The sequence below is a fragment of the Pseudomonas sp. LAIL14HWK12:I10 genome (assembly GCF_900184205.1).
Lineage (GTDB): Bacteria > Pseudomonadota > Gammaproteobacteria > Pseudomonadales > Pseudomonadaceae > Aquipseudomonas > Aquipseudomonas kermanshahensis.
In genome coordinates this window covers 16,370-38,392 of record NZ_FXWU01000016.1, presented here as the reverse complement: position 1 = coordinate 38,392, position 22,023 = coordinate 16,370, and the positions used below count along the sequence as shown (strand labels likewise).

Sequence of the window (22,023 nt, the reverse complement as noted above, 5' to 3'; positions counted from 1 at the left end):
CCCGTCGGCCAAAAGGATTTGGCCACCAACACAAAAAGCCCCGGCAACCTGCCGGGGCTTTTCTTTGGCTGCTTCAAAAGCCCGGGTTGCGGGCGATTACATCGCTTTCGAAGCAGTCCTGCTCGGCGATCAGCGGCTCAACCAGTGGGCGGCTGTCGCGAAAGTGTGCCGTCTGGGTGTGTGCTTCATAGGCGGCGTCGTCCTGGTAGATCTCGTAGAGGTAGATGACCTCGGGGTCTAGGCGGTCCTGGGAGACGTCGAACACTAGGCACCCTGGCTCGTTGGCCACTGATGCAGCGGCATTGACCTTGATGGCCGTCAGAAAAGCCTCGGCGCAACCGGGCTTCACGCGTGTCTTGATAAACAGGCTATACACATGGCACTCCTTTTGTTTTACATTCTTCTGTAAATTGTATACAAAAATGGAGTCGCGCCAATGTCTGAATTGCCTGAACGCCCTGGTCGCTTGAACGGCTTGCGCCATATTGCCTTGTTGGTACCCAACCTTGAGGAGTGCGAGCGCTTTTACGTCGACGTGCTGGGCATGGAGGTGCTCAACCGCGCCAATGAAGACCTGGTCTACCTGACCTGCGGTAACGACAACCTGTCATTGGGGCGCGGCGCCGGGGCCGCTAATGGCTTGCAGACGCTCGATCACTACGGCTTCATCGTCGACAGCGTGGAGGAGCTGGAGGCTTGGTACCAGTACTTCAAGGCGCACGGGGTGACCCTGCTGGACCGCCCGTTCAACCACGGTGACGGGGCGCGCAGCTTCCATTTGCTGGACCCGGCGGGGAACAAGGTGCAACCGCTGTATCACCCGGCAGTGTCGGGGCAGCGGCTGGTTTGAATGCATGGCCTTGGGTTGACTGTACTGGCCTCTTCGCGGGTGAACCCGCTCCCACCCGAACTGTGTAGCCTCCAAATATAGCGCTGCACCTGTGGGAGCGGGTTTACCCGCGAAGGGGCGAGCACTGGCTCATTCGGCATCCAGATGCATCGGTGTAATTACCCGGCCATCACTCTCGGCCTTGCCCAGGGTCGTGTCGATGAAGTACACCCGGTCATCTTCCAGCTTGCCTTTGTCCACCAGGTAGTCCTTGATGCTGCTGGCCCGCTCCTGGCCCAGCGTGCGTAGCAACGCGGCACTTTCGGCCCAGGACTTGATCACCGCCTCGCGCAACTTGGCAGTGCGCTCGTCGCGGCCAAGCTGTTCCCACTCGGCCGGTGGTTGCTGCTTCAGGCGGGTGCGGTAGATGCCTTCGAGCATCGCCGGCTTGTCGCTGTCGTCGACCACCAGCATCGAAGCATTGGCAGGCACCTTGTCGCCACGACGTTGCAGGATCTTGTACCAGGTGGCCTGGTATTCGCGGTCCAGGCGCTGCTGGGCGATCAGCGGGCCGTCGCTGGTCTGCGCACTGGTGCCTTCGATTTCCAGACGCAGTTCCGGGCGCTCTTTGAGCGCCGAGGCCAGTTTGTCCAGGGAGGACTGGGCATCGCCCGTGAGCTCACTCGAGCCCGGGGCGAACGCGACAGTGCCAAGGTCTTCGGAACCCCCGCCAGCAATCAGCCCGCCGATAAACTTGAACGGCGCCTGGGCCGCGCGCAGCACCAGGTTGCGCAGGGTTTGCCAGACGATCGGCATGACGCTGAACTGCGGGTTGTTGAGGTCACCGGTCACCGGCAACTCGATGGAAATCTTGCCCTCGGTGTCCTTGAGCAGCGCGACCGCCAGGCGGATCGGCAGGTCCACGGCATCTGGGCTGTCGACCTTCTCGCCCAACTGCAGTTGCTCAACCACCACTTTGTTCTCGGCCTTGAGCTGGCCGTTGGTGATCAAGTAATGCAGGTCGAGGTTGAGCCGCCCCTTGCGGATACGGAAGCCCGCGAACTTGCCGGAGTAGGGCGTCAGCGTGGTCAGTTCGACCCGCTTGAAGCTGGTGGCGATATCCAGGCTGGCCAGCGGGTTGAACGGGTTGAGCGCGCCTTTGATGGTGACCGGCGCATAGCGGTCGACCTTGCCCTTGATGTCCACCTTGGCCGGGTTCGGCTTGCGGTTGTCGATGGTGCCGATCTGGCCGTTGAGCTGCTGCACGGCGGTGGCGAAGTTGGGCGTAAGGGACAGGTCGGCGAAGTTGGCCGAGCCGTCATTGATATCGATCTGGCCAATATGGATGCCCAATGGCTTGTCGCTGCTGGCCGGTTTCGCGGCTTTGGCTGCCGGCGCATCGGCCGGCTGCGGGATTAGCAGGTCGTTGACGTTGGTGGTGCGGTCTTCGTTGATGATGAAGCGGGCATAGGGCTGCAGCAAGGTCACCTTGTCGATTGACAGGGCATCACCGTGCACATAGGACAGGCCATCGACGTTTACCTGCTGCCATTTCACGAAGTCGCGGCTCTTGATCGTGTCGAGGGTATGCAACTGGTTGACCTGGGCCTTGCCGGTGACGTTGAAGGCCAGTGGCTCGGTGCTTTTCAGGTCGACCTTGAGGTCGCTGGCAAGCATGCCGCTGCGCAGCTCCAGCAGAATGAACGGGCTGATGTAGGCCTGGGCCACACGCAGGTCGATGTCGCGTGTGCTGACATCCAGCTTGGCCCAGACAGGCGCCAAATTCACTTGGCCGGCAGCCTGCAATTTGCCTTGTTTGCCCACACCGGTGTCGAGTTTGAGCGTGAAAGGCGACTGGTTGAGGCTGTCGAAGCCTTGCAGGTCGACATTGAGCGGGCCGACATCCAGTGCCACCGGTTCTTTCTGGCTACGGTCTGCCAGGTGCACGTTGTAGTTGCGCAGCTGGACGTCCTTGAGCAGCACTTGCCACGGCTTGCTCGGCGCTTGGGCGGCTTTTTCTGCAGGCGTAGGTTCGGCGGCGGCGGGCTCGGCCTTTTCTTTCGGCGTGGCCTTGGCCGGTTGGCTGGCGAACAGCTTCTGCCAGTCGAGCTGGCCGTCTTTTTCCAACGCGGCCCAGGTTTCGAGCTTGTCGCTGCGAATCTTGCCGACGATGACTTTTTGCTTGGCCAGGTCGATAGAGGTGTCACTGACCTCCAGGTTGGCCAGGCGTACCAGTTGGCGGCCATCCGGAGCCTTGATGGCGAACGGCGCCACTTTTACCGAGGTGTTGTTCAGCAGCAGCTCGGTCTCTTTGGACAGGTTGAAGGTGTAATGAGTGTCGAGGCTGATGACGCCTTCTTCCAGCACCAGTGGCACGGCGTCACGCACATACGGCCAGAACGCCTTCATCTTGCCGTCGGTGACCTTCAGGGTGCCTTCGGAAGCAATGGGTGACAGGCTGAGGGTGCCACTCCAGTCGATCTGCCCGCCGTACGGGCCCTTCGCTACCAGGGTCATGTCGGCATTGTCGTCCGGGAGCGTGCTGAGGTTTTTCAGCTCCAGGTTCATGTTGTCGTACAGAAACTCGATCGGCTCGCTCGGGCGCTCGTCCTGGAAGTGCAGGTAACCTTCCTTGAGCTTGATGCTGCCGATGCGCAGCGGGAATGGGGCGCTGGGCGGCTGCTCGGGCTTGGCTTCGCTGGGCGGCAGCTTGAACAACTGGGTCAGGTTGAGCTGCCCGCCCTTGGCGAACAGCACTTCGCTGCGCGGTTTGTCGAGCTCTACCGCCGTCAGGTGCACCGCACCCTTCCACATGCTGTCGAGCGCAAGGTTGGCATAGAGCCGCTCGAAGCCGACCTGTTCCTTGCCAGGTTCGCCAATTTGCAGGCCCCACAGCGTCAGTTCGAGGCTGAAGGGGTTGAGCTCAATGCGCTGCAGGTGAGCAGGCACGGTGGCATATTGCGTCAATTGCTGATTGGCAATGCGCAGTGCGACACCGGGGAGAATGAGGAAGCCGAGCAGGCTGTAGAGGGCTACGAGAGCCACCATGGCGCCGAGGGCGCGAATCAATCCTTTGTACATGTGTCGCTTCGTCTGTCTAAGCAGGAGTGCTTGGAGTATGGCAGGTTAAATCAGTTCCGCTGAGGCGACCGATTCGCCTCATTCGATACCCATGCGCCGTTTCGCCCGGTGCGCCGAGCCATCGCGCATGGCCCAGCGCAAAACCGGCGCAGTGCGTTGCAGGCCGAGGCGGATCAGGCGCCGCTGCAATGGCCCGTGCTGCAGCCCGAGCATGGCTTGGGCCCAGTCGGGCAGCAGGTCGATGCCGGCGTTCAGCATGAGCTTACCGACAGGTTGTGCCAGGCGGCTGGGCGCCGGGGCGGCAAGCAGGATGTCGACCACCTCATGGCTGCGGGCATCGCACTGCAGCTGCGGGCGCATGTGCCTGAGGTAGTCCTCGACCTGCTGGCAGGAGCGCGGCACATCGCGCGCGCCCAGGCGTTCGGCGATCAGGGCAATCTCGTTGTAGTAGGCATCCTGCTCGGCGCGGGGCAGGTGCGGGTTGCGGTAACGCAGGTGGGCCGCGAGGAAGCTGCTGACTTCGGCCACATGCACCCAGGTCAGCAACCCCGGGTCGCTGGCGGCATATTGGCGGCCATCGGCGGCGGTGCCGGTGACTTGCAGGTGGATGGTGCGGACTTTTTCGATCAGCCATTCGGCGTCGCGGGTCGAGCCAAAGGTGGTGCCGGAGATGAACTGGCTGGTGCGACGCAAGCGGCCGAGCAGGTCTTGGCGAAAGTTCGAATGGTCCCACACGCCGGCCAACGCCAGCGGGTGCAGCAGTTGCAGCATGAGGGCACTGATACCGCCGACCAGCATGCTTGGGAAATCGCCGTGCACTTGCCAGCTGATGCTCTGCGGGCCAAACAGCCCAGGGTCGCCCTTGGGCGATTCCAGGTCGAGCTGGCCGAGGGCCAGCCCGGTAAGGCTCATGACCTGGGTTTCGATGCGGCGGCGAAGGGCTTCCATGGCGACCTGTCGTTCAGGGCGGCCATGAAAGGGGCCGCCAGCTAGTGGTTGAGACGTGTGTCGATCAAGCCCTGAACCACACTCGGGTCGGCCAGGGTCGAGGTATCGCCCAGGTTTTCCAGCTCGTTGCAGGCGATTTTGCGCAGTATACGCCGCATGATCTTGCCCGAGCGGGTTTTGGGCAGCGCCGGTGCCCACTGGATCAGTTCCGGTTTGGCGAAGCTGCCGATTTCCTTGCTGACCAAGGCCAGCAGTTCGGCCTTGAGCGCGTCGCTGGGGTCGACGCCGTTCATGGGGGTGACGAAGGCATACACACCCTGGCCCTTGAGGTCATGGGGGTAGCCCACCACCGCGGCCTCGGCGACGCTGTCGTGCAACACGAGGGCGCTTTCCACTTCGGCGGTGCCGATGCGGTGGCCGGAGACGTTGATCACGTCGTCGATGCGCCCGGTGATCCAGTAGTCGCCGTCGGCATCGCGGCGTGCGCCGTCGCCGGTGAAGTAGTAGCCGGGCATGGGTTTGAAATAGGTTTCGACCATGCGCTGGTGGTCACCATAAACGCTGCGAATTTGCCCCGGCCAGCTGGCCTTGATGGCCAGCACGCCAGCGCCAGGGCCTTCAATGGGGGTGCCTTTTTCATCCAGCAGCACCGGCTGTACGCCGAACATCGGTTGGGTCGCGCAGCCCGGTTTGAGCCGTTGCGTGCTGGGCAGGGGCGTGAGCATGATGCCGCCGGTTTCGGTCTGCCACCAGGTATCGACGATTGGGCAGCGCTTTTGGCCGACTTCTTCGAAGTACCATTCCCACGCTTCCGGGTTGATCGGCTCGCCGACGCTGCCGAGCAGGCGCAGGCTTTTGCGTGAGGTGCTCCGGAGTGGCCCGGAGCCTTCGCGCATCAGGGCGCGCAAGGCCGTTGGCGCGGTGTAGAAGATGTTGACCTGATGCTTGTCGACCACCTGCCAGAAGCGCGAGGTGTCGGGGTAGTTGGGTACCCCTTCGAACATCAGCGAAATCGCGCCATTGGCCAGCGGGCCATAGACGATATAGCTGTGGCCGGTGACCCAGCCTACATCGGCGGTGCACCAGAACACTTCGCCCTCGTGGTAATCGAACACCACCTTGAAGGTCATGGTGGCCTGCAGCAGGTAGCCGGCAGTGGTGTGCAGGACGCCCTTGGGTTTGCCGGTGCTGCCGGAGGTGTAGAGGATGAACAGTGGGTCTTCGGCTGCCATCGGTTCAGGTGGGCAGTCGTCGCCAGCGTGTTCCGTCACCTGGTGATACCAGAGGTCGCGGCCCTCGCTCCAGGCCACATCACCCCCGGTCCGCCGGACAACGAATACGCTGCTGACATTCGGGCAACTGGCCAGGGCCTTGTCGACGTTCAGCTTCAGTGGAATGCGCTTGCCACCGCGGATGCCTTCATCGGCGGTGATCACGGTACGGCAGTCGGCATCAAGGATGCGGTCACGCAGGGCATCGGGCGAGAAGCCGCCGAACACCACCGAGTGCACGGCGCCCAGCCGGGTGCAGGCGAGCATGGCGAAGGCGGCCTCGGGAATCATCGGCATGTAGATACACACCCGGTCGCCTTTTTTCACGCCGCGTGCCTTCAGGGCGTTGGCCAAGCGGCAGACCTGGCGGTGCAGTTCGCGGTAGGTGATGGCTTTGGCGTCTTGCGGGTCATCGCCCTCCCAGAGCAGGGCGGTCTGTTCACCACGCTTGGCCAGATGGCGATCGATGCAGTTGTAGCTCACGTTCAACTGGCCACCGTCGAACCAGCGTGCCTGGCCGGTTTTCAGGTCGCACTGTTGCACGCTCGACCAGGGTTTGATCCAGTCCAGGCGTTTGGCCTGTTCGGCCCAGAAGGTGTCGGGGTCTTCCACCGATTGGCGGTAGAGGCGGCGGTAATCGTCGTCAGTGAGGGCGGCGGACTGGCTGACGGCCAGGGCCTGGGGGTAGTCGCGGATATCGAACATGGCGGGTGGTCCTTGCGCTTGTCGGGGGCGATGGACTGCAACGGCTATTCGATTGGACAGTGTAGCTGGGAGAGGTGTTCAACCTGTGCTGGCCGCTTCGCGGGCTTGCCCGCGAAGAAGCCGGCAAAGGCTTCAGATCAACCGCGGTGACGGCCGCGGAAGTAGTTGATCAGGCCCTGGGTAGAGCCATCTTCGGCGCTGTCTTCCTGGCTGCCGACAAGGCGCTGGTAGACACCTTTGCCCAGCTCTTTGCCCAGCTCCACACCCCATTGGTCAAAGGCGTTGATGCCCCAGATCACGCTCTGCACGAAGACCTTGTGCTCATACATCGCCACCAGTGCGCCCAAGCGGCGTGGGCTGATGCGTTCGACCACCAGGGTGTTGCTCGGGCGGTTGCCCGGGATCACCTTGTGCGGGGCCAGCTTCTCGATGTCGGCTTCGTTCAGGCCTTTGGCGCGCAGCTCGGTCTCGGCTTCATCGCGGGTTTTGCCGAGCATCAGCGCCTGGCTCTGCGACAGGCAGTTGGCGTACAGCCACTGATGGTGGTCGGCCACCGGGTTGAAGCTCACCACCGGCACGATGAAGTCAGCAGGAATAAGGTGGGTGCCCTGGTGCAGCAACTGGTGGTAGGCGTGCTGGCCGTTACAGCCCACGCCACCCCAGATCACCGGGCCGGTTTCGGTATGCACCGGCGTGCCGTCTTGCAGCACGCTCTTGCCGTTGGACTCCATGTCCAGCTGTTGCAAGTGCTTGGTGATGTTGCGCAGGTAGTGGTCGTACGGCAGGATCGCGTGGCTGCGGGCGCCCCAGAAGTTGCCATACCAGACGCCCAGCAGGGCCAGCAGCACCGGCATGTTCTTGTCGAACGGCGCGGTCTGGAAGTGCTGGTCCATGGTGTAGGCACCCGACAGCAGCTCCTTGAAGTTGGCGGTGCCGATGGCCAGGGCGATCGGCAGGCCGATGGCTGACCACAGCGAATAACGCCCACCCACCCAGTCCCACATCGGGAAGATGTTCTCTTCACGGATACCGAAGGCGACGGCGGCGGCCTTGTTGCTGGAAACGGCGATGAAGTGGCGATACAGCTCTGCTTCCGAGCCGCCCTGGGCCAGGTACCAGGTGCGCGCGGCCATGGCGTTCTTCAGTGTTTCGAGGGTGTTGAACGATTTCGACGAAACAATGAACAGGGTGGTTTCGGCGCGCAGGTTGGCCGACAGTTCGTGGAACTCACTGCCGTCGATGTTCGCCAGGTAATGGCAGCGTACGCCGCGTTGTGCGTAGGGCAGCAGCGCTTCGGAGACCAGTTCCGGGCCGAGGAACGAGCCGCCGATGCCGATGTTGACCACGTCGGTGATCGGCTTTTCGCTGTAACCGCGCCACAGGCCATCGTGAATGCGCCCGACCAGCTCGGTGATCTGGTTGAGCACCTTGTGCACTTCTGGCATCACGTTGACGCCGTTGACGCTGAGCTTGTCGCCCACTGGGCGGCGCAGGGCGGTGTGCAGCACCGGGCGGCCTTCGGAGGCGTTGATGATCTCGCCGCTGAACATCGACTTGATCGCATCCTGCAGGCCGACTTCGTTGGCCAGGTTCACCAGCAGGTCACGGCTTTGCTCGGTGATCAGGTTTTTCGAGTAGTCGAGGAACAGGCCGCAGCTGCTCAGGGAGAACTGATCAAAACGCTTGGCATCGGCGGCGAAGGCTTCACGCATGCTGAAGTCTTGCATGGCGTCGCGGTGTTGCTGAAGCGCCTGCCAGGCGGGCAGGGCCGTCACATCATGGGGAGTACGGTAATACGCCATTGCTCAGGGTTCCTTGGTGCGTTGTGAGGCCTTGGACATTGGCCACGGCTGTCAGTTGCAGGCAGTCATTATAGGCATTGGCGGCGCGGGGGGAATGGGGGCGTGAGAGGATATGAAAGGGGCCGCGAGGCAGCCCCCGAAGGCTTACGCGGTCTTGTCTTCCACGTGCAGGTACAGGTTGTCGATCAACCGGGTGTTACCCAGGTAAGCGGCGGCAATCACCACCAGGTCGCGATCATCGATCATGGCCGGGCGCAGGCTCACGGCATGGCGCACTTCCAGGTAGTCCGGGCGGAACCCGGCGGCGGCCAGTTGCGCCTGGCCGTCGGCCACCAGCGCGGCAAAATCACGCTGGCCACGGCCAATGGCCGCCCCGATGTGCTGCAGGGTGCGGTACAGCCCAGGTGCGGTAACACGCTGCTCGGGGGTGAGGTAACCATTGCGTGACGACAGCGCCAGGCCATCGTCGGCGCGCACGGTCGGCTCACCGATGATCTGGATGGGCATGTTCAGGTCACGCACCATGGCGCGGATCACTGCCAGCTGCTGGAAGTCTTTTTCGCCGAACACGGCCAGGTCTGGCTGGACCATGTTGAACAGCTTGCTGACCACTGTCGCCACACCCTCGAAATGCCCTGGCCGGCTGGCGCCGCACAGGCCTTCGGAAAGGTGGGGGACGCTGACCCGGGTTTGCACGCTCATGCCGTCGGGGTACATCTCTTCGACGGTTGGCGCGAACAGCAGGTTGCAGCCGGCCTGGAGCAAGCGCTCCTGGTCGGCTGCAAGGGTACGTGGGTAGGTGGCGAGGTCTTCGTTGGCGCCGAACTGCAGCGGGTTGACGAAGATACTGGCAACGACAAAGTCGGCCCGCTGGGCGGCCTTGGTCACCAGCGCGGCATGGCCGCTGTGCAGGTTGCCCATGGTCGGCACGAACGCGATGCGTTTGCCTTCGCCACGCGCGCGGCCAACGGCGGCGCGCAGTTCACGGACAGTCTTGACTGTGTTCATGCGCTGAACCCGTGTTCACTGGCAGGGAAGCTTACGTCCTTGACCGCCGTCACGTAGGCGGCGAGGGCGCTTTCGATGTCCGGCTGGCCGGCCATGAAGTTTTTCACGAACTTCGGCACCCGGCCGCTCAGCGACAGGCCAAGCATGTCGTGCAGGACCAGCACCTGGCCGTCGGTGGCGCTACCGGCGCCAATGCCGATGACCGGAATGTTCACGGCCTGGGTGATTTCTGCCGCCAGTTCGCTCGGTACGCACTCCAGCAGCAGCATGGCCGCGCCGGCCTGTTCCAGGGCAATGGCGTCGGCACGCATCTGCCGCGCCTGGGCTTCCTGACGGCCCTGCACCTTGTAACCGCCCAGCACATTGACGGTTTGTGGGGTCAGGCCCATGTGCGCGCACACCGGCACGCCACGTTCAGCCAGCAGGCGAATGGTCTCGGCCAGCCAGGCAGCGCCTTCGAGCTTGATCATGTGGGCGCCGGCCTGCATCAGCGTGGCGCAGTTGGCAAAGGCCAGTTCGGGGGTGGCGTGGGCCATGAACGGCAGGTCGGCCAGAATCAGCGCGCCATCGTTGCCACGTTTGACGCAGGCAGTGTGGTAGGCCATTTCCTGGGTGGTGACAGGCAGCGTGCTGTCATGGCCCTGCAGGACCATCCCCAGCGAGTCGCCTACCAGCAACACTTCGACACCGGCCTGGCTGGCAACCTTGGCGAAGGTCGCGTCGTAGCAGGTCAGCATGGTGATTTTTTCACCCTTGGCCTTCAGGCCATGCAGGGTGGTCAGGGTTACTTCAGGCATGTAGGAAAATCCTCGTTCAGGCGCTGTTAAAACGACTGCATACAACGCGTGTAGTCATCTTCCGGAGCGGCACATCATCGCGCGTGATGTTCGGGCACAGGTCCGTCCGGGCCTAAATACGGGTATGCGGCACTTGGGTGCCACACGGGACGCCTATAGTCGTGAGCGAGGTGGGGGAAGTCAATCACCCTGTTACCGCATTGTTACGATCAGGGTGTTACTGGCGTTACCGCCGTCTGCAGCGCCCGAATTACAGGCGCTCGAGGCCGACGAACGGGCAGGCGCTGATGAGTTGGGCGAGGTCGCGGCCATCGGGCAGGCAGAAGCCTGCGGGCACCAGTTCGGCCAATGGGTAGAGCACGAAGGCGCGGGCGTGCATATGGTAGTGCGGCACCTGCAGCCGCGGCACGTCGATCAGTTGGTCGCCGAACAGCAGGATATCCAGGTCGAGCGTGCGCGGGCCCCAACGCTCTTTGCGCACACGGCCCTGGTCATTTTCGATTGCCTGCAGGGCATCGAGCAGCGCCAGCGGCTCGAGCGAGGTGTCGAGCGCAGCCACGGCATTGGTGTAGCGCGGCTGGCCAGGCAGCAGCGAGTCACTGGTGAACAGGCTCGAAGTGGCCACCAGGCGGGTGCCGGTGGCCTGGTCGAGCGCCTGGAAAGCGTTCTGCAGTTGTTCTGCAGGCTCGTCCAGGTTGCTGCCCAAGCCGATGTAGGCGCGCGTGGTCACTCGAACGCCTCTTCGCCACCACGCTTACGCTTGCTGGCGCTACGTTTGCGCTTGCGTGGGCCAGCGCCGGTGCCTTCGTCACGGCTGCCCAGCTCGCGAATCATCTCGCGGCGCTCGCTGTCATTGGCATCCTGGTAGTCAGTCCACCATTGGCCGAGGTCGTCGGTTTCTTCACCCGCGCTTTCACGCAGCAGCAGGAAGTCGTAACCGGCACGGAAGCGCGGGTTGTCGAGCAACTGGTCGGCACGTTTGCCGCTGCGACGTGGCAGGCGTTCCTGCATGTCCCAAATTTCGCGGATCGGCAGGGTGAAACGCTTCGGGATGGCAATGCGTGCGCACTGTTCGGCGATCAGGTCGTGAGCTGCGCCGTTCATGGCCGGGATCGGTGGCACACCTTGGTTTTGCAGGTGCAGCACACGGGCCGGCAGGGCGGGCCAGAGCAGCGCAGCGAAGAGGAAGGCTGGGGTGACCGGTTTGCCCTGCTTCACACGCAGATCGGTGTTGTTCAGCGCCTGGCTGATCAAGGTGTGGGTGTAGGTAGGGCGCTCGTCCAGGGCGTGCGCGCTGGCCGGGAACAACGGCTCGAACAGCTGCAGGTCGACCAGCATTTCGAAGGCCATCGCACCTTGGCCGGAGAGGAACAGCTTGAGGCTTTCCTCAAACAGGCGGGCCGGGGGGATTTCGCGCAGCATCGGCGCCAGTTCGCGGATCGGCTGGACCGTGTGCTTTTCGATGCCGAAGTCGAGCTTGGCAGCGAAACGCACGGCACGCAGCATGCGCACCGGGTCTTCCTGGTAGCGATGGGTCGGGTCACCGATCAGGCGCAGCAGGCGGTTACGCACATCGTGCACGCCGTTGGCGTAATCGAGGATGCGTTCGCTGACCGGATCGTAGTAGAGGGCATTGATGGTGAAGTCGCGGCGTTGCGCGTCTTCTTCCAAGGTGCCGTACACGTTGTCACGCAGGATGCGACCACTGGCATTGTGCGACGAACGGTGGGTATCACCTTGATCGTCTTCCGAGTGGTGGGCGCGGAAGGTGGCGACTTCGATGATCTCACGGCCGAAATGCACGTGGACCAACTTGAAGCGGCGACCAATGATACGCGCGTTGCGGAACTCGGCACGGACCTGTTCAGGGGTGGCGCTGGTGGCGACGTCGAAGTCTTTTGGGGTGATGCCAAGCATCAGGTCGCGGACACAGCCACCGACCAGGTAAGCCTGGTAGCCCGCACTCTGCAGGCGCTCTACGATGTTCACCGCATGGCGGCTGAACTGGTGGCGTTGCAGCGAGTGTTGGCTCTTGTTGATCACCTCAGGCGTGGTGCGCCTGTGGTGCTGGCCCGGTACGGGAGGGCGGAACGACTGGAACAGCTTCTTCAGCATGGGATGCACTGTTTGAAGGAATGTTCGGCCAAGAATAGGAGAATGGCCGCATGATGGGCGGGGATTCTAGCATTTACTCAAGGAATGGTGTAGGCGGGTAGCAGGATGCCTGCCAGAAGGGAGAAACGACAAGGGGAGCCTAAGCTCCCCAAGAAGTCGTTGCGTGCTCTTATTATTTTTTTGCTGGGCTTCTTGTTTTTGTTGAGTGCCCTGTCCACAAATCGCAAAGCTTGTGGACGACCCCTAATCCAGGGGTAAAGAGCAAACGGATTGCTTTGGCCGCTGATGTCACGTTGATCTGTCGATCCAACCAGTTCAGGCGCTGCTTTTTAGTGCAGTTTTTGTTGTTCTCTGCCTGGTCGTGGGGCAAGCCCCAAACACGCATCCTCTCCAAAAGAATCAGTTAGCTGCGCCTCCGCCGTCTTGTTTTTATTGTGCGTGAGCCGTTTCGTCTTGTTCTTATTCTGAGTTGCAGTGCTTGTTATTGTTTTTGTACTAAGCATATAGCAGGTGCCGTGCCAACTTTTCGAAACCCAATGAAATCAAGGGTTTGGAGGTTTTTGCAGGATTTGGGCGGGCTGAAAATGGCGGGGTTTCGTTACCGTACACCTCGGGAACTGTTACGCCTGAAAGGTTGGGTAACAGATTTTCGCGGGTACTGATGTGTTACCTGGGGTGTGCGTAGTGGTTTTTGCCGGCCCTTTCGCGGGTGAACCCGCTCCCACAGGTACCGCATTGCCCTTGCGGGCAGTGAGATCCTTGTGGGAGCGGGTTCACCCGCGAAGAGGCCGGCAGCCCGAAAAAGAAATATCAAGGCAGGAAAGGCCCGCCTGCCCACGCGATCTTTTACTCGCTGGTGGCGTTGCTCTTGCGCCGCGGGATACCCAGGCGCTGGCGGCGTTCCCACAGGCACTTGCGGCTGACGCCAAGCTTGCGGGCAAGCTCGGTCTCGGTCATGTGGTCCTGGTGTTCGAGCACGAAGTGCTGGAAGTAATCCTCCAGCGACAAGTCCTCGGTAGGCTCATGGCTGGCATTGCCCGCACTGGCCACGGCCAGGGCGTTGTCGAGGATGTCGTCGTCTTCCAGGTCGCTCAGCTCGATGTCGATGCCCAGCAGGTCGGCGGAAATTTCTGCGCTCTCGCTCAGAATCACCGCACGCTCCACGGCGTTTTCCAGCTCGCGCACGTTACCCGGCCAGCTGTAATGACGAATCGCTTGCTCGGCATCGGCGGAAAAATGCAGGTCATCCCGGCCAATCCGTGCGCTCTGGCGGGCCAGGAAGGCACTGGCGATCTCGTTGACGTCGCTGCCGCGCTCGCGCAGGGCAGGCAACTTCAGGGCGATCACGTGCAGGCGGTAATAAAGGTCTTCACGGAACTGGCCGGCCTTGGCCAGGTTCTTCAGGTCGCGGTGGGTGGCCGCAATCAGGCGCACATCGACCTTCTGCGATTGCACCGAGCCCACCCGGCGGATTTCGCCTTCCTGCAACACGCGCAACAGGCGCGCCTGGGCTTCGAGGGGCAATTCGCCGATTTCGTCGAGGAACAAGGTGCCGCCGTCCGCCGCTTCGACCAGCCCGGCGCGCCCTGCGCTGGCGCCGGTGAAGGCGCCTTTTTCGTGGCCGAACAGCTCGGACTCGATCAGGGTCTCCGGAATGGCCGCGCAGTTCACCGAGATCATCGGTGCCTTAGCCCGGCGTGACAGGTTGTGCAGGGCACGGGCGACCAGCTCTTTACCGGTACCCGATTCGCCCTGGATCAGGACATTGGAATCGGTCGGTGCGACTTTGCGGATCTTGCTGTACATGTCCTGCATGGGCGGGCACGAGCCGATGATGCCGATCTCGCCGTTGGCAGACGCGCTATTACCTTTGTCGGCCGCGGCCGCCTTGCCGTTGCCCCGCGGTTCTGCAGCCGGTGCGGCAGCAGGCGCGTTTTGCCGGTCGCGCAGGATGCGCGCCACGGCCTGGAGCATCTCGTCGTGGTCGAAGGGCTTGGCGATGTAGTCCACCGCGCCCATTTTCATCGAGTCCACCGCCGAGCGCAGGCTGGCGTAGCTGGTCATGATCAGCACTGGGGTGCCCTGGCCGAGCTTGATCAGCTCGGTGCCAGGCGCGCCGGGCAGGCGCAGGTCGCTGACGATCAGGTCGAAGGTGGCAATGCTGAAGCGTTCCTGGGCTTCCTGCACCGAGCCGGCTTCGCTGACTTGGTACTGGTTCCGCTCGAGCAGGCGACGCAGGGCCGAGCGGATGATGGTTTCGTCTTCGACGATCAGAATATGCGGCATTGATTCAATTCTCTCGACGGTCTCGAATTTCAGGGGACGTCGCTACGACATGCCGGGGCAGGGTCACGCGGATCCGGGTGCCACGTTGCCGTTCGATGTCGGCAGGGCTGTCGATGGTGATTTGCCCATAATGCTCTTCCACGATGGAATAGACCAGAGCGAGCCCCAGTCCGGTTCCTTCGCCCGGGTCTTTGGTGGTGAAGAAGGGCTCGAACAGGCGGTCCATGATGCTCTTCGGGATCCCGCTGCCTTCGTCTTCGACAATCAAGTCGACGGTGTGCTCGAAGACGGAGCTGCGCACACGCACGGCACTGCCGGGCGGTGAGGCGTCGCGGGCGTTGGAGAGCAGGTTGATCAGCACCTGGGCCAGGCGCTGCGGGTCCCCTTCGGCCCAGTGTTCCGGGTCGCAGAGGTTGAAGAACTGGACTTCGAAATTGCGCCGGTTCAGTGCCAGCAGCCCAATGGCATCCTGCGCCACTTCGGCCAGGCACACCGGCTCTTCGCTGTTCTGATGGCTGCCACCGGCATGGGCGAAGCTCATCAACGACTGGACGATGCGCGACACCCGTTTGGTCTGTTCAAGAATCTGGCTCGACAGCTCGGTGATCTCGCCATCGCCCTCGCGTTCCTCGCGCAGGTTCTGCGCCAGGCAGGCGATGCCGGTGATCGGGTTGCCGATTTCGTGGGCCACGCCGGCCGCCAGGCGGCCAATGCTGGCCAGGCGCTCGGAGTGCACCAGCTTGTCTTCCAGGGCCTGGGTTTCGGTCAGGTCCTCGACCAGCAGCACCAGGCCACTGTTACCCGGCGCCAAGGGCTCGTCGATGGCGGCCTTGTGCAGGTTCAGCCAGCGAGGCTGCCCGTCGAGGGCCAGGCGTTGTTTGTGCAGGTGTTCGTCGGGCACGTCGATGAAGCCCTGCAGCAGGCCGCGCCAAGGTTCGCCGATGGTCACCAGGCGCGAGCCGACCACGTGCTTGGCGGCGATGCCGGTCAGCTCTTCCATGGCCTTGTTCCACATCAGGATCTCTTGGTCCTTGGCCAGGGAGCAGACGCCCATGGGCAGTTCCTGCAGGGTCTGGCGGTGGTAGCGGCGCAGGGCGTCGAGTTCGGCGGCAAGGCCGGTCAGGCGCGAGTGATAGTCTTCCAGGCGGCTTTCAATGAAGTGGATGTCTTCAGTGACATAGTTTTCGTTGCCGGATTTGTAGGGCAGGAAGGTCTCGACCATGTCCTGGGCCACGCTCGGCCCCATCAGGCCCGACAGGTTGGCCTCGATGCGGTCGCGCAGGCGGCGCAACGCATAGGGGCGGCGCTCGTCGAAGGGCAGGTAGAGGTCACGCAGGGCTTGTTCGACTTCTTTCTGCGCAGCCTTGGCGCCCAGCGGCTTGGCCAACTGGGTGGCAAATTCCTGTGGCGAGGCCGCGTGCAGCTCGCGGCGCTGCGGGCGGCGCACGTTGTCCACCGCGCACGCTTCGGCGGCGCTGGCTTCTTCACTGCTGGCATTGGTGAACAGCGAAATCAGGGTGAACAGCAAGACGTTTGCCGCCAGCGAGGCGATGGCCGCCATGTGCCAGCTGGTGTCGTCGAGGACGTAGATCATGTCCAGCAGCGGAATGTAGAAGCCCTGCAGGTTGCCCAGCAGCGGCAGCAGCATGGTCACCAGCCACACCAGGGTGCCGGCCAGCAGGCCTGCGATGAAGCCGCGGCGATTGGCGGTAGGCCAGTACAGCACCGACAACACGCCCGGCAGGAACTGCAAGGTGGCGACGAAGGCGACGATGCCCAGGTTGGCCAGGCTCTGGTGGTTGTTCTGGGTCAGGTAGAACATGAAGCCGGCGGTGATGATGGCGACGATCAGCGCGCGGCGGGTCCATTTCAGCCAGCGGTAGATGTTGCCTTCGGCCGGCGGCTGGTACAGCGGCAGCACCAGGTGGTTGAGGGCCATGCCCGACAGCGCCAGGGTGGTGACGATGATCAACCCGCTGGCCGCAGACAACCCGCCGATATAGGCCAGCAGCGCCAGCGCTTTGTTGTTGGCGGCGATGCCCAGCCCCAGCGTGAAGTATTCGGGGTTGGTGCTGGCGCCCAGGCGTAGGCCGGCCCACAGCACCAGCGGTACGGCCAGGCTCATCAGCAGCAGGAACAGCGGCAGGCCCCAGCTGGCGCTGACCAACGAGCGCGGGTTGAGGTTTTCGGTGAAGGCCATGTGGTACATGTGCGGCATGACGATGGCCGAGGCGAAGAACACCAGCAGCAGGGTGCGCCATGGCCCTTCCTGCAGCGGTGTGTGCAGCGCGGCCAGGGCGGTCTGGTTCTGCAGCAGCCACACTTCCAGCCCATGCGGGCCGCCAAACACACCGTACAAGGCGTACAGGCCGATGCCGCCCAGCGCCAGCAGCTTGATCACCGATTCGAAGGCAATGGCGAACACCAGCCCTTCATGCTTTTCGCGCGTGGCGATGTGCCGCGAACCGAAGAAGATGGTGAACAGAATGATCAGTGCACAGAAGGCGAATGCCACCCTGGCCTTGACCGGCTCGCCGGTCAGGATGCTGATCGAGTCGGCCACCGCCTGGATCTGCAGGGCCAGCAACGGCAGTACCCCGATCAGCATGATCAGGGTGGTCAGCGCGCCGGCCCAGGTGCTGCGGAAACGAAACGCCAGCAGGTCGGCCAGCGACGACAGCTGATAGGTGCGGGTGATCTTGAGGATCGGGTAAAGCAGCACCGGCGCCAGCAGGAAGGCCCCGGAGACCCCCAGGTAGCAGGCTAGGAAGCCATAGCCGTACTGGTAGGCCAGGCCGACCGAGCCATAGAAGGCCCAGGCACTGGCATAGACGCCCAGCGACAGGGTGTAGGTCAGCGGGTGGCGAATAATTGAGCGGGGTATCAGCCCACGCTCGCTGATCCAGGCCACGCCGAACAGCACCATGAGGTACGCGGCGCTGATCAGGATCATCTGGGTCAGGCTAAAGCTCATCGGCATCTCGTTGGCTCTGCAGGATGAAGGTGACGACGATCAGGATCAGCCAGAGCAGGTAGGGGCGGTACCAGGCTCCGGTCGGTTCGATCCACCAGTCCATGATGGCCGGGGAGAACAGGTAGATCCCCACGACCAGAAGCAGGACCAAACGATAGATGTACATGCTGGCCTCGATGGTTGGGCGCTGCGGGCTTGGACTTATTATTGGCGCAAAAGAGTGGGCGGATGCTAGCGGGAATCGGTAGGGTTAGCCAAGGGTTTGAAATTATTGGGCTTTTGATTATGAGGGGAAGTTGCCTGTTCCGGCCTCTTCGCGGGCAAGCCCGCTCCCACAGAAACGGTGCGGATCCTGTGGGAGCGGGCTTGCCCGCGAAGAGGCCGGACCTGCGTCAGTGCAAATCAGCCTCTGGAACAGAGGCCTGCCGGGCAATCGCCTCTGGCCGCCACTGCTTGCGGGCTACTGCCAGTACTTCAGCCGGCGTTGCCAGCAGCAACTCCGGCTCCGTTTCCTGCCCCAATGCCCGCAATGCGCGCAGCAGCAAAGGCGTCGCATGTTCCGGCTGCAGCGGCGGCGAGCGGTACGACTTGCCCAGCTTGTGCCCATCTGGCTGCACGATCAGCGGAATATGCAGGTAACGCGGCTGTGAGAACCCCAGCAGCTCTTGCAGGTAGAGCTGGCGCGGTGTGTTGTCGAGCAGGTCGGCCCCACGCACGATATCGGTAACCCCTTGCCAGGCATCATCCAGCACCACCGCCAGCTGATACGCATACAGCCCGTCACGGCGCTGGATGACGAAATCACCCACCTCGCGCCCCAGGTGTTGCTGAAACTCACCCTGGACCCGGTCGGTGAACCGGTAGATCAACTCTGGCACCCGCAGACGGATCGCCGCGCCCTCGCGTGCATGCCCGGCGTTGCGGCACAAGCCTGGGTAAATGCCGTTGTGCCCTTCCAGCTGTTTGCGCGAGCAGGTGCAGGCGTAGGCCAGGCCCATGTTGAACATGCGGTCGACCACTGCTGCATAAGCCTCATGGCGCTGGCTCTGGAACACCACCTCGCCATCCCACTCCAGGCCGTAACGCTCCAGGGTCTGCAAGATAGCGTCACGGGCGCCGGGCATTTCCCGGGGTGGGTCGGTGTCTTCCATGCGCAGCAGCCAGCGGCCGTTGACGGCGCGGGCGTCGAGCCAGGAGGCGAGGGCGGCGACCAGCGAGCCGAAGTGCAGAAAGCCGCTGGGGGTAGGGGCGAAGCGCCCGATGTAGCTGGAGTCGTTCATGGCGGTCGTGCGTCTGAAAATGAAACGGGGCGCAAGATGCGCCCCGTTTGGGTGGGAAAAGGATCAGCCTTTGCCGACTGTTTTTTCCTTTTTCTCCGCGATTTCCTTGCAGTCGAAGCACAGGTCGGCGGTTGGGCGGGCTTCGAGGCGACGCAGGCCGATCTCGATGCCGCAGGACTCACACCAGCCGTACTCTTCGTCCTGAATCTTCTGCAGGGTCTTGTCGATCTTCTTGATCAGCTTGCGCTCGCGATCGCGGTTACGCAGCTCCAGGGCGAACTCTTCTTCCTGGCTGGCACGGTCGGCCGGGTCTGGGAAGTTGGCCGCTTCGTCCTTCATGTGGGTCACGGTCTGATCCACGCTCGTCATCAACTCAAGCTTCCAGGCACCCAGAAGTTTGGTGAAATGCTTGCGCATGGGCTCCCCCATGTACTCCTCGCCCTTGCTTTCTTTATAGGGCTCTACACCGTACATGGACTGACTGGTTTTTTGCTTTTCTACGGTGGACATGAATAGACCGCCTCTCACTCATCTGATCCAATGCGCAGGATGCTCCATCTCCGGCACCCGCCGGCCCTGCGACTGCGAGCCGCCGAACTTACCAGATAGATCGGGGGTGCGCTACCCCGCCCGATCCTGCTAATTGACAGCGGCGCGAGCCACACGTTCGGTAGCGTGCAGAGGTAGAATCTTCAGTTTAGACCCAATTGAGAGAAGGTCATGGCCCACCCTTACAGTGCGCGCAGCCGCGCCATCGAACCCTTTCACGTCATGGCGTTGCTGGCGCGGGCCAACGAGCTGCAGGCGGCCGGCCATGATGTGATCCACCTGGAAATCGGCGAACCGGACTTCACCACAGCCGCGCCGATCGTCGAGGCCGGCCAGGCCGCATTGGCCGCGGGCCACACCCGCTATACCGCCGCCCGTGGCCTGCCGGCGCTGCGCGAGGCGATCGCCGGCTTCTATGGGCAGCGGTACGGCGTCAATGTCGATCCTGAGCGCATTCTGATTACGCCGGGCGGATCTGGCGCACTGTTGTTGGCCAGCAGCCTGTTGGTAGACCCAGGCAAGCACTGGTTGCTGGCTGACCCGGGCTACCCCTGCAATCGCCACTTCCTGCGCCTGGTCGAAGGCGGCGCGCAGCTGGTGCCGGTGGGGCCTGAGGTCAACTACCAACTCACCGCCGACCTGGTTGACCGCTATTGGGACAAAGACACGGTCGGGGCCCTGGTCGCCTCGCCAGCCAACCCGACCGGGACGGTACTGAACCGTGACGAGTTGGCCAGCCTGTCGCGCGCTACCCGTGAACGCCATGGCCACCTCGTGGTGGACGAGATTTACCACGGGCTGACCTACGGCATGGACGCGCCCAGCGTGCTGGAAGTGGACGATGGGGCGTTTGTCCTGAATAGTTTTTCGAAGTATTTCGGCATGACCGGCTGGCGCCTGGGATGGCTGGTGGCGCCGCCCGGCGCGGTGGCAGACTTGGAAAAACTCGCACAGAACCTGTACATCAGCGCCCCCAGCATGGCCCAGCATGCTGCGCTGGCGTGCTTCCAGCCGCAAACCCTGGCGATTCTGGAAGAGCGCCGCGCCGAGTTCGCCCGTCGCCGCGACTACCTGTTGCCAGCCCTGCGCGAGCTGGGCTTTGGCATCGCCGTCGAGCCCGAGGGGGCTTTCTACTTGTACGCCGACATCAGCGCCTTCGGCGGCGATGCCTTTGCGTTCTGCCGGCACTTCCTCGAAACCGAGCACGTGGCCTTTACCCCCGGCCTGGATTTTGGCCGCCACCTGGCGGGGCATCATGTGCGTTTTGCCTACACCCAGAGCCTGCCGCGCCTGGAACAGGCCGTGCAGCGTATCGCCCGCGGCCTGCGGAGCTGGCAAGGCTGATGGCGTTTTTTCCTCCACTCGAGCAGGGGCGCCTACTGCGGCGCTACAAACGGTTTTTGGCGGACATCGAGCTGGCCAATGGCGAGCAAATGACCATCCATTGCCCGAACACCGGATCCATGCTCAATTGCATGCGCGAAGGCGGGCAGGTGTGGTTCAGCCGCTCCAACGACCCCAAGCGCAAGCTGCCAGGCACCTGGGAGATCAGTGAAACGCCCCAAGGCCGCCTGGCCTGCGTGAACACCGGGCGCGCCAACGCGTTGGTTGAAGAGGCGCTGCGTGCCGGGGTTATCAGCGAGCTGGCCGGTTTCACCGCACTCAGGCGTGAAGTGGCGTATGGCGAAGAGGGCAGCCGCATCGACTTTCGCCTGGAGTTCGACACCGGCCCGGCCTATGTCGAAGTCAAGAGCGTGACCCTGGGCTACCCCGACACCGCCGTCGCGGCCTTCCCCGACGCCGTCACCCAGCGCGGTGCCAAGCACCTGCGTGAACTGGCGACGCTGGCTCGTCAAGGTGTGCGTGCGGTGCAGTTGTACTGCGTGAACCTGACTGGCGTCGACGCCGTGCGTCCGGCCGAGGAAATCGACGCGGGCTACGCCCAGGCCTTGCGCGCCGCCGTGGCTGAAGGCGTGGAGGTGCTGGCGTACGGCACCTATCTGGATGCCGAACGTATCGTCATCGACCGCCCCTTGCCTGTACTGCTCAATTCTTGAGCCAGATGCCCTGGCTGTCTTCATGGCAGCCCAGGGCCTGCAGGCTGTCGCCCTCGCACGGCCCGGCCACGCATTCGCCGCTTTCTATCAGGAACAAAGCGCCATGATGGGCGCAGTGAATCAGGCTGGCGCTGTCATCGAGAAAGGCATCTGCAGCCCAGTTCAGTGGGATGCTGCGGTGTGGGCAGCGGTTGCGATAGAGGTACACCTGGCCCTGGCGGCGCACGCCGAACAGGTCGACGCCGTCTACGCTGAAGGCGCGGCTGTGGCCCTCGGCCAATGAGCTGGAGGTACAAAGGAAGTGCATGGCAAGGACGACTC

General features: G+C 63.0%; 18 protein-coding genes. 3 read left to right on the top strand and 15 right to left on the bottom strand.

Annotated features, from left to right (window positions below; genetic code table 11):
• Positions 1-73: 73 nt before the first annotated feature.
• Complete coding sequence (locus QOS90_RS25095; protein WP_027595019.1) at positions 74-376, bottom strand: heme-binding protein; 303 nt, start codon at positions 374-376, stop codon at positions 74-76.
• A gap of 60 nt (positions 377-436) precedes the next feature.
• Between QOS90_RS25095 and QOS90_RS25090 the strand changes: the two genes are divergently transcribed.
• Positions 437-850, top strand: coding sequence for a VOC family protein (locus QOS90_RS25090; RefSeq protein WP_027595018.1), 414 nt, complete (start codon positions 437-439; stop codon positions 848-850).
• Positions 851-979: 129 nt separating this feature from the next.
• On the opposite strand, the gene QOS90_RS25085 is transcribed toward QOS90_RS25090, so the two are convergent.
• The 13 genes from QOS90_RS25085 to dksA form a co-directional block, all read right to left on the bottom strand.
• Positions 980-3,910: a DUF748 domain-containing protein gene (locus tag QOS90_RS25085; RefSeq protein ID WP_085274236.1), complete on the bottom strand. Its 2,931-nt coding sequence runs from the start codon at positions 3,908-3,910 to the stop codon at positions 980-982.
• Positions 3,911-3,988: 78 nt separating this feature from the next.
• Positions 3,989-4,858, bottom strand: a complete 870-nt coding sequence (locus tag QOS90_RS25080) for an oxygenase MpaB family protein (RefSeq protein WP_027595016.1) — start codon at positions 4,856-4,858, stop codon at positions 3,989-3,991.
• A 41-nt stretch (positions 4,859-4,899) separates the two neighbouring features.
• Positions 4,900-6,834, bottom strand: a complete 1,935-nt coding sequence (acs, locus tag QOS90_RS25075) for an acetate--CoA ligase (protein ID WP_085274235.1) — start codon at positions 6,832-6,834, stop codon at positions 4,900-4,902.
• Positions 6,835-6,971: 137 nt separating this feature from the next.
• A complete protein-coding gene (pgi, locus tag QOS90_RS25070) occupies positions 6,972-8,636 on the bottom strand; it encodes a glucose-6-phosphate isomerase (protein ID WP_027595014.1) in 1,665 nt (554 codons plus the stop codon).
• Positions 8,637-8,780: 144 nt separating this feature from the next.
• The gene (gene panC / locus QOS90_RS25065; protein ID WP_085274234.1) at positions 8,781-9,644 is read right to left on the bottom strand and encodes a pantoate--beta-alanine ligase; all 864 of its coding nucleotides are present in this window, start codon (positions 9,642-9,644) and stop codon (positions 8,781-8,783) included.
• Positions 9,641-10,441: a 3-methyl-2-oxobutanoate hydroxymethyltransferase gene (gene panB / locus QOS90_RS25060; RefSeq protein WP_085274233.1), complete on the bottom strand. Its 801-nt coding sequence runs from the start codon at positions 10,439-10,441 to the stop codon at positions 9,641-9,643. The genes panC and panB overlap by 4 nt, the downstream gene beginning before the upstream one ends.
• Positions 10,442-10,691: 250 nt before the next feature.
• Complete coding sequence (gene folK, locus QOS90_RS25055; protein ID WP_085274232.1) at positions 10,692-11,171, bottom strand: 2-amino-4-hydroxy-6-hydroxymethyldihydropteridine diphosphokinase; 480 nt, start codon at positions 11,169-11,171, stop codon at positions 10,692-10,694.
• On the bottom strand, positions 11,168-12,556 hold the full coding sequence (locus QOS90_RS25050; protein ID WP_027595010.1) for a polynucleotide adenylyltransferase PcnB: 1,389 nt from the start codon (positions 12,554-12,556) through the stop codon (positions 11,168-11,170). Before QOS90_RS25050 ends, folK begins: the two co-directional genes overlap by 4 nt.
• An 846-nt stretch (positions 12,557-13,402) precedes the next feature.
• Positions 13,403-14,842, bottom strand: a complete 1,440-nt coding sequence (locus tag QOS90_RS25045; RefSeq protein WP_027595009.1) for a sigma-54-dependent transcriptional regulator — start codon at positions 14,840-14,842, stop codon at positions 13,403-13,405.
• A 4-nt stretch (positions 14,843-14,846) separates the two neighbouring features.
• Positions 14,847-17,822 (bottom strand): sensor histidine kinase, encoded by a 2,976-nt coding sequence (locus QOS90_RS25040; protein WP_027595008.1) that lies wholly within the window; start codon positions 17,820-17,822, stop codon positions 14,847-14,849.
• Positions 17,806-17,982: a hypothetical protein gene (locus QOS90_RS25035; RefSeq protein WP_003250005.1), complete on the bottom strand. Its 177-nt coding sequence runs from the start codon at positions 17,980-17,982 to the stop codon at positions 17,806-17,808. Before QOS90_RS25035 ends, QOS90_RS25040 begins: the two co-directional genes overlap by 17 nt.
• Before the next feature lie 226 nt (positions 17,983-18,208).
• Positions 18,209-19,096 (bottom strand): tRNA glutamyl-Q(34) synthetase GluQRS, encoded by an 888-nt coding sequence (gene gluQRS, locus QOS90_RS25030; RefSeq protein ID WP_085274231.1) that lies wholly within the window; start codon positions 19,094-19,096, stop codon positions 18,209-18,211.
• A 63-nt stretch (positions 19,097-19,159) separates the two neighbouring features.
• On the bottom strand, positions 19,160-19,606 hold the full coding sequence (gene dksA, locus QOS90_RS25025; protein WP_027595006.1) for an RNA polymerase-binding protein DksA: 447 nt from the start codon (positions 19,604-19,606) through the stop codon (positions 19,160-19,162).
• A 210-nt stretch (positions 19,607-19,816) separates the two neighbouring features.
• Here dksA and QOS90_RS25020 point away from each other — a divergent pair, with 210 nt between their 5' ends.
• Complete coding sequence (locus QOS90_RS25020; protein ID WP_027595005.1) at positions 19,817-20,989, top strand: pyridoxal phosphate-dependent aminotransferase; 1,173 nt, start codon at positions 19,817-19,819, stop codon at positions 20,987-20,989.
• Positions 20,989-21,702 (top strand): DNA/RNA nuclease SfsA, encoded by a 714-nt coding sequence (gene sfsA / locus QOS90_RS25015; RefSeq protein WP_027595004.1) that lies wholly within the window; start codon positions 20,989-20,991, stop codon positions 21,700-21,702. The genes QOS90_RS25020 and sfsA overlap by 1 nt, the downstream gene beginning before the upstream one ends.
• Here the strand turns inward: sfsA and QOS90_RS25010 are convergent.
• Positions 21,692-22,009 carry a Rieske (2Fe-2S) protein gene (locus QOS90_RS25010; protein ID WP_027595003.1) on the bottom strand — a complete coding sequence of 106 codons (318 nt, stop codon included), beginning with the start codon at positions 22,007-22,009 and terminating at the stop codon, positions 21,692-21,694. The genes sfsA and QOS90_RS25010 overlap by 11 nt on opposite strands.
• Between the last annotated feature and the right edge of the window lie 14 nt (positions 22,010-22,023).

What these genes read in the sequence shown, in the direction of transcription:
- QOS90_RS25085 (WP_085274236.1), bottom strand. Translation starts at nt 3,910, where the DNA reads ATGTACAAAGGATTGATTCGCGCCCTCGGCGCCATGGTGGCTCTCGTA.
- panB (WP_085274233.1), bottom strand. Translation starts at nt 10,441, where the DNA reads ATGCCTGAAGTAACCCTGACCACCCTGCATGGCCTGAAGGCCAAGGGT.
- QOS90_RS25080 (WP_027595016.1), bottom strand. Translation starts at nt 4,858, where the DNA reads ATGGAAGCCCTTCGCCGCCGCATCGAAACCCAGGTCATGAGCCTTACC.
- pgi (WP_027595014.1), bottom strand. Translation starts at nt 8,636, where the DNA reads ATGGCGTATTACCGTACTCCCCATGATGTGACGGCCCTGCCCGCCTGG.
- dksA (WP_027595006.1), bottom strand. Translation starts at nt 19,606, where the DNA reads ATGTCCACCGTAGAAAAGCAAAAAACCAGTCAGTCCATGTACGGTGTA.
- acs (WP_085274235.1), bottom strand. Translation starts at nt 6,834, where the DNA reads ATGTTCGATATCCGCGACTACCCCCAGGCCCTGGCCGTCAGCCAGTCC.
- sfsA (WP_027595004.1), top strand. Translation starts at nt 20,989, where the DNA reads ATGGCGTTTTTTCCTCCACTCGAGCAGGGGCGCCTACTGCGGCGCTAC.
- QOS90_RS25050 (WP_027595010.1), bottom strand. Translation starts at nt 12,556, where the DNA reads ATGCTGAAGAAGCTGTTCCAGTCGTTCCGCCCTCCCGTACCGGGCCAG.
- gluQRS (WP_085274231.1), bottom strand. Translation starts at nt 19,096, where the DNA reads ATGAACGACTCCAGCTACATCGGGCGCTTCGCCCCTACCCCCAGCGGC.
- QOS90_RS25010 (WP_027595003.1), bottom strand. Translation starts at nt 22,009, where the DNA reads ATGCACTTCCTTTGTACCTCCAGCTCATTGGCCGAGGGCCACAGCCGC.
- QOS90_RS25040 (WP_027595008.1), bottom strand. Translation starts at nt 17,822, where the DNA reads ATGCCGATGAGCTTTAGCCTGACCCAGATGATCCTGATCAGCGCCGCG.
- QOS90_RS25035 (WP_003250005.1), bottom strand. Translation starts at nt 17,982, where the DNA reads ATGTACATCTATCGTTTGGTCCTGCTTCTGGTCGTGGGGATCTACCTG.
- QOS90_RS25045 (WP_027595009.1), bottom strand. Translation starts at nt 14,842, where the DNA reads ATGCCGCATATTCTGATCGTCGAAGACGAAACCATCATCCGCTCGGCC.
- QOS90_RS25090 (WP_027595018.1), top strand. Translation starts at nt 437, where the DNA reads ATGTCTGAATTGCCTGAACGCCCTGGTCGCTTGAACGGCTTGCGCCAT.
- QOS90_RS25020 (WP_027595005.1), top strand. Translation starts at nt 19,817, where the DNA reads ATGGCCCACCCTTACAGTGCGCGCAGCCGCGCCATCGAACCCTTTCAC.
- panC (WP_085274234.1), bottom strand. Translation starts at nt 9,644, where the DNA reads ATGAACACAGTCAAGACTGTCCGTGAACTGCGCGCCGCCGTTGGCCGC.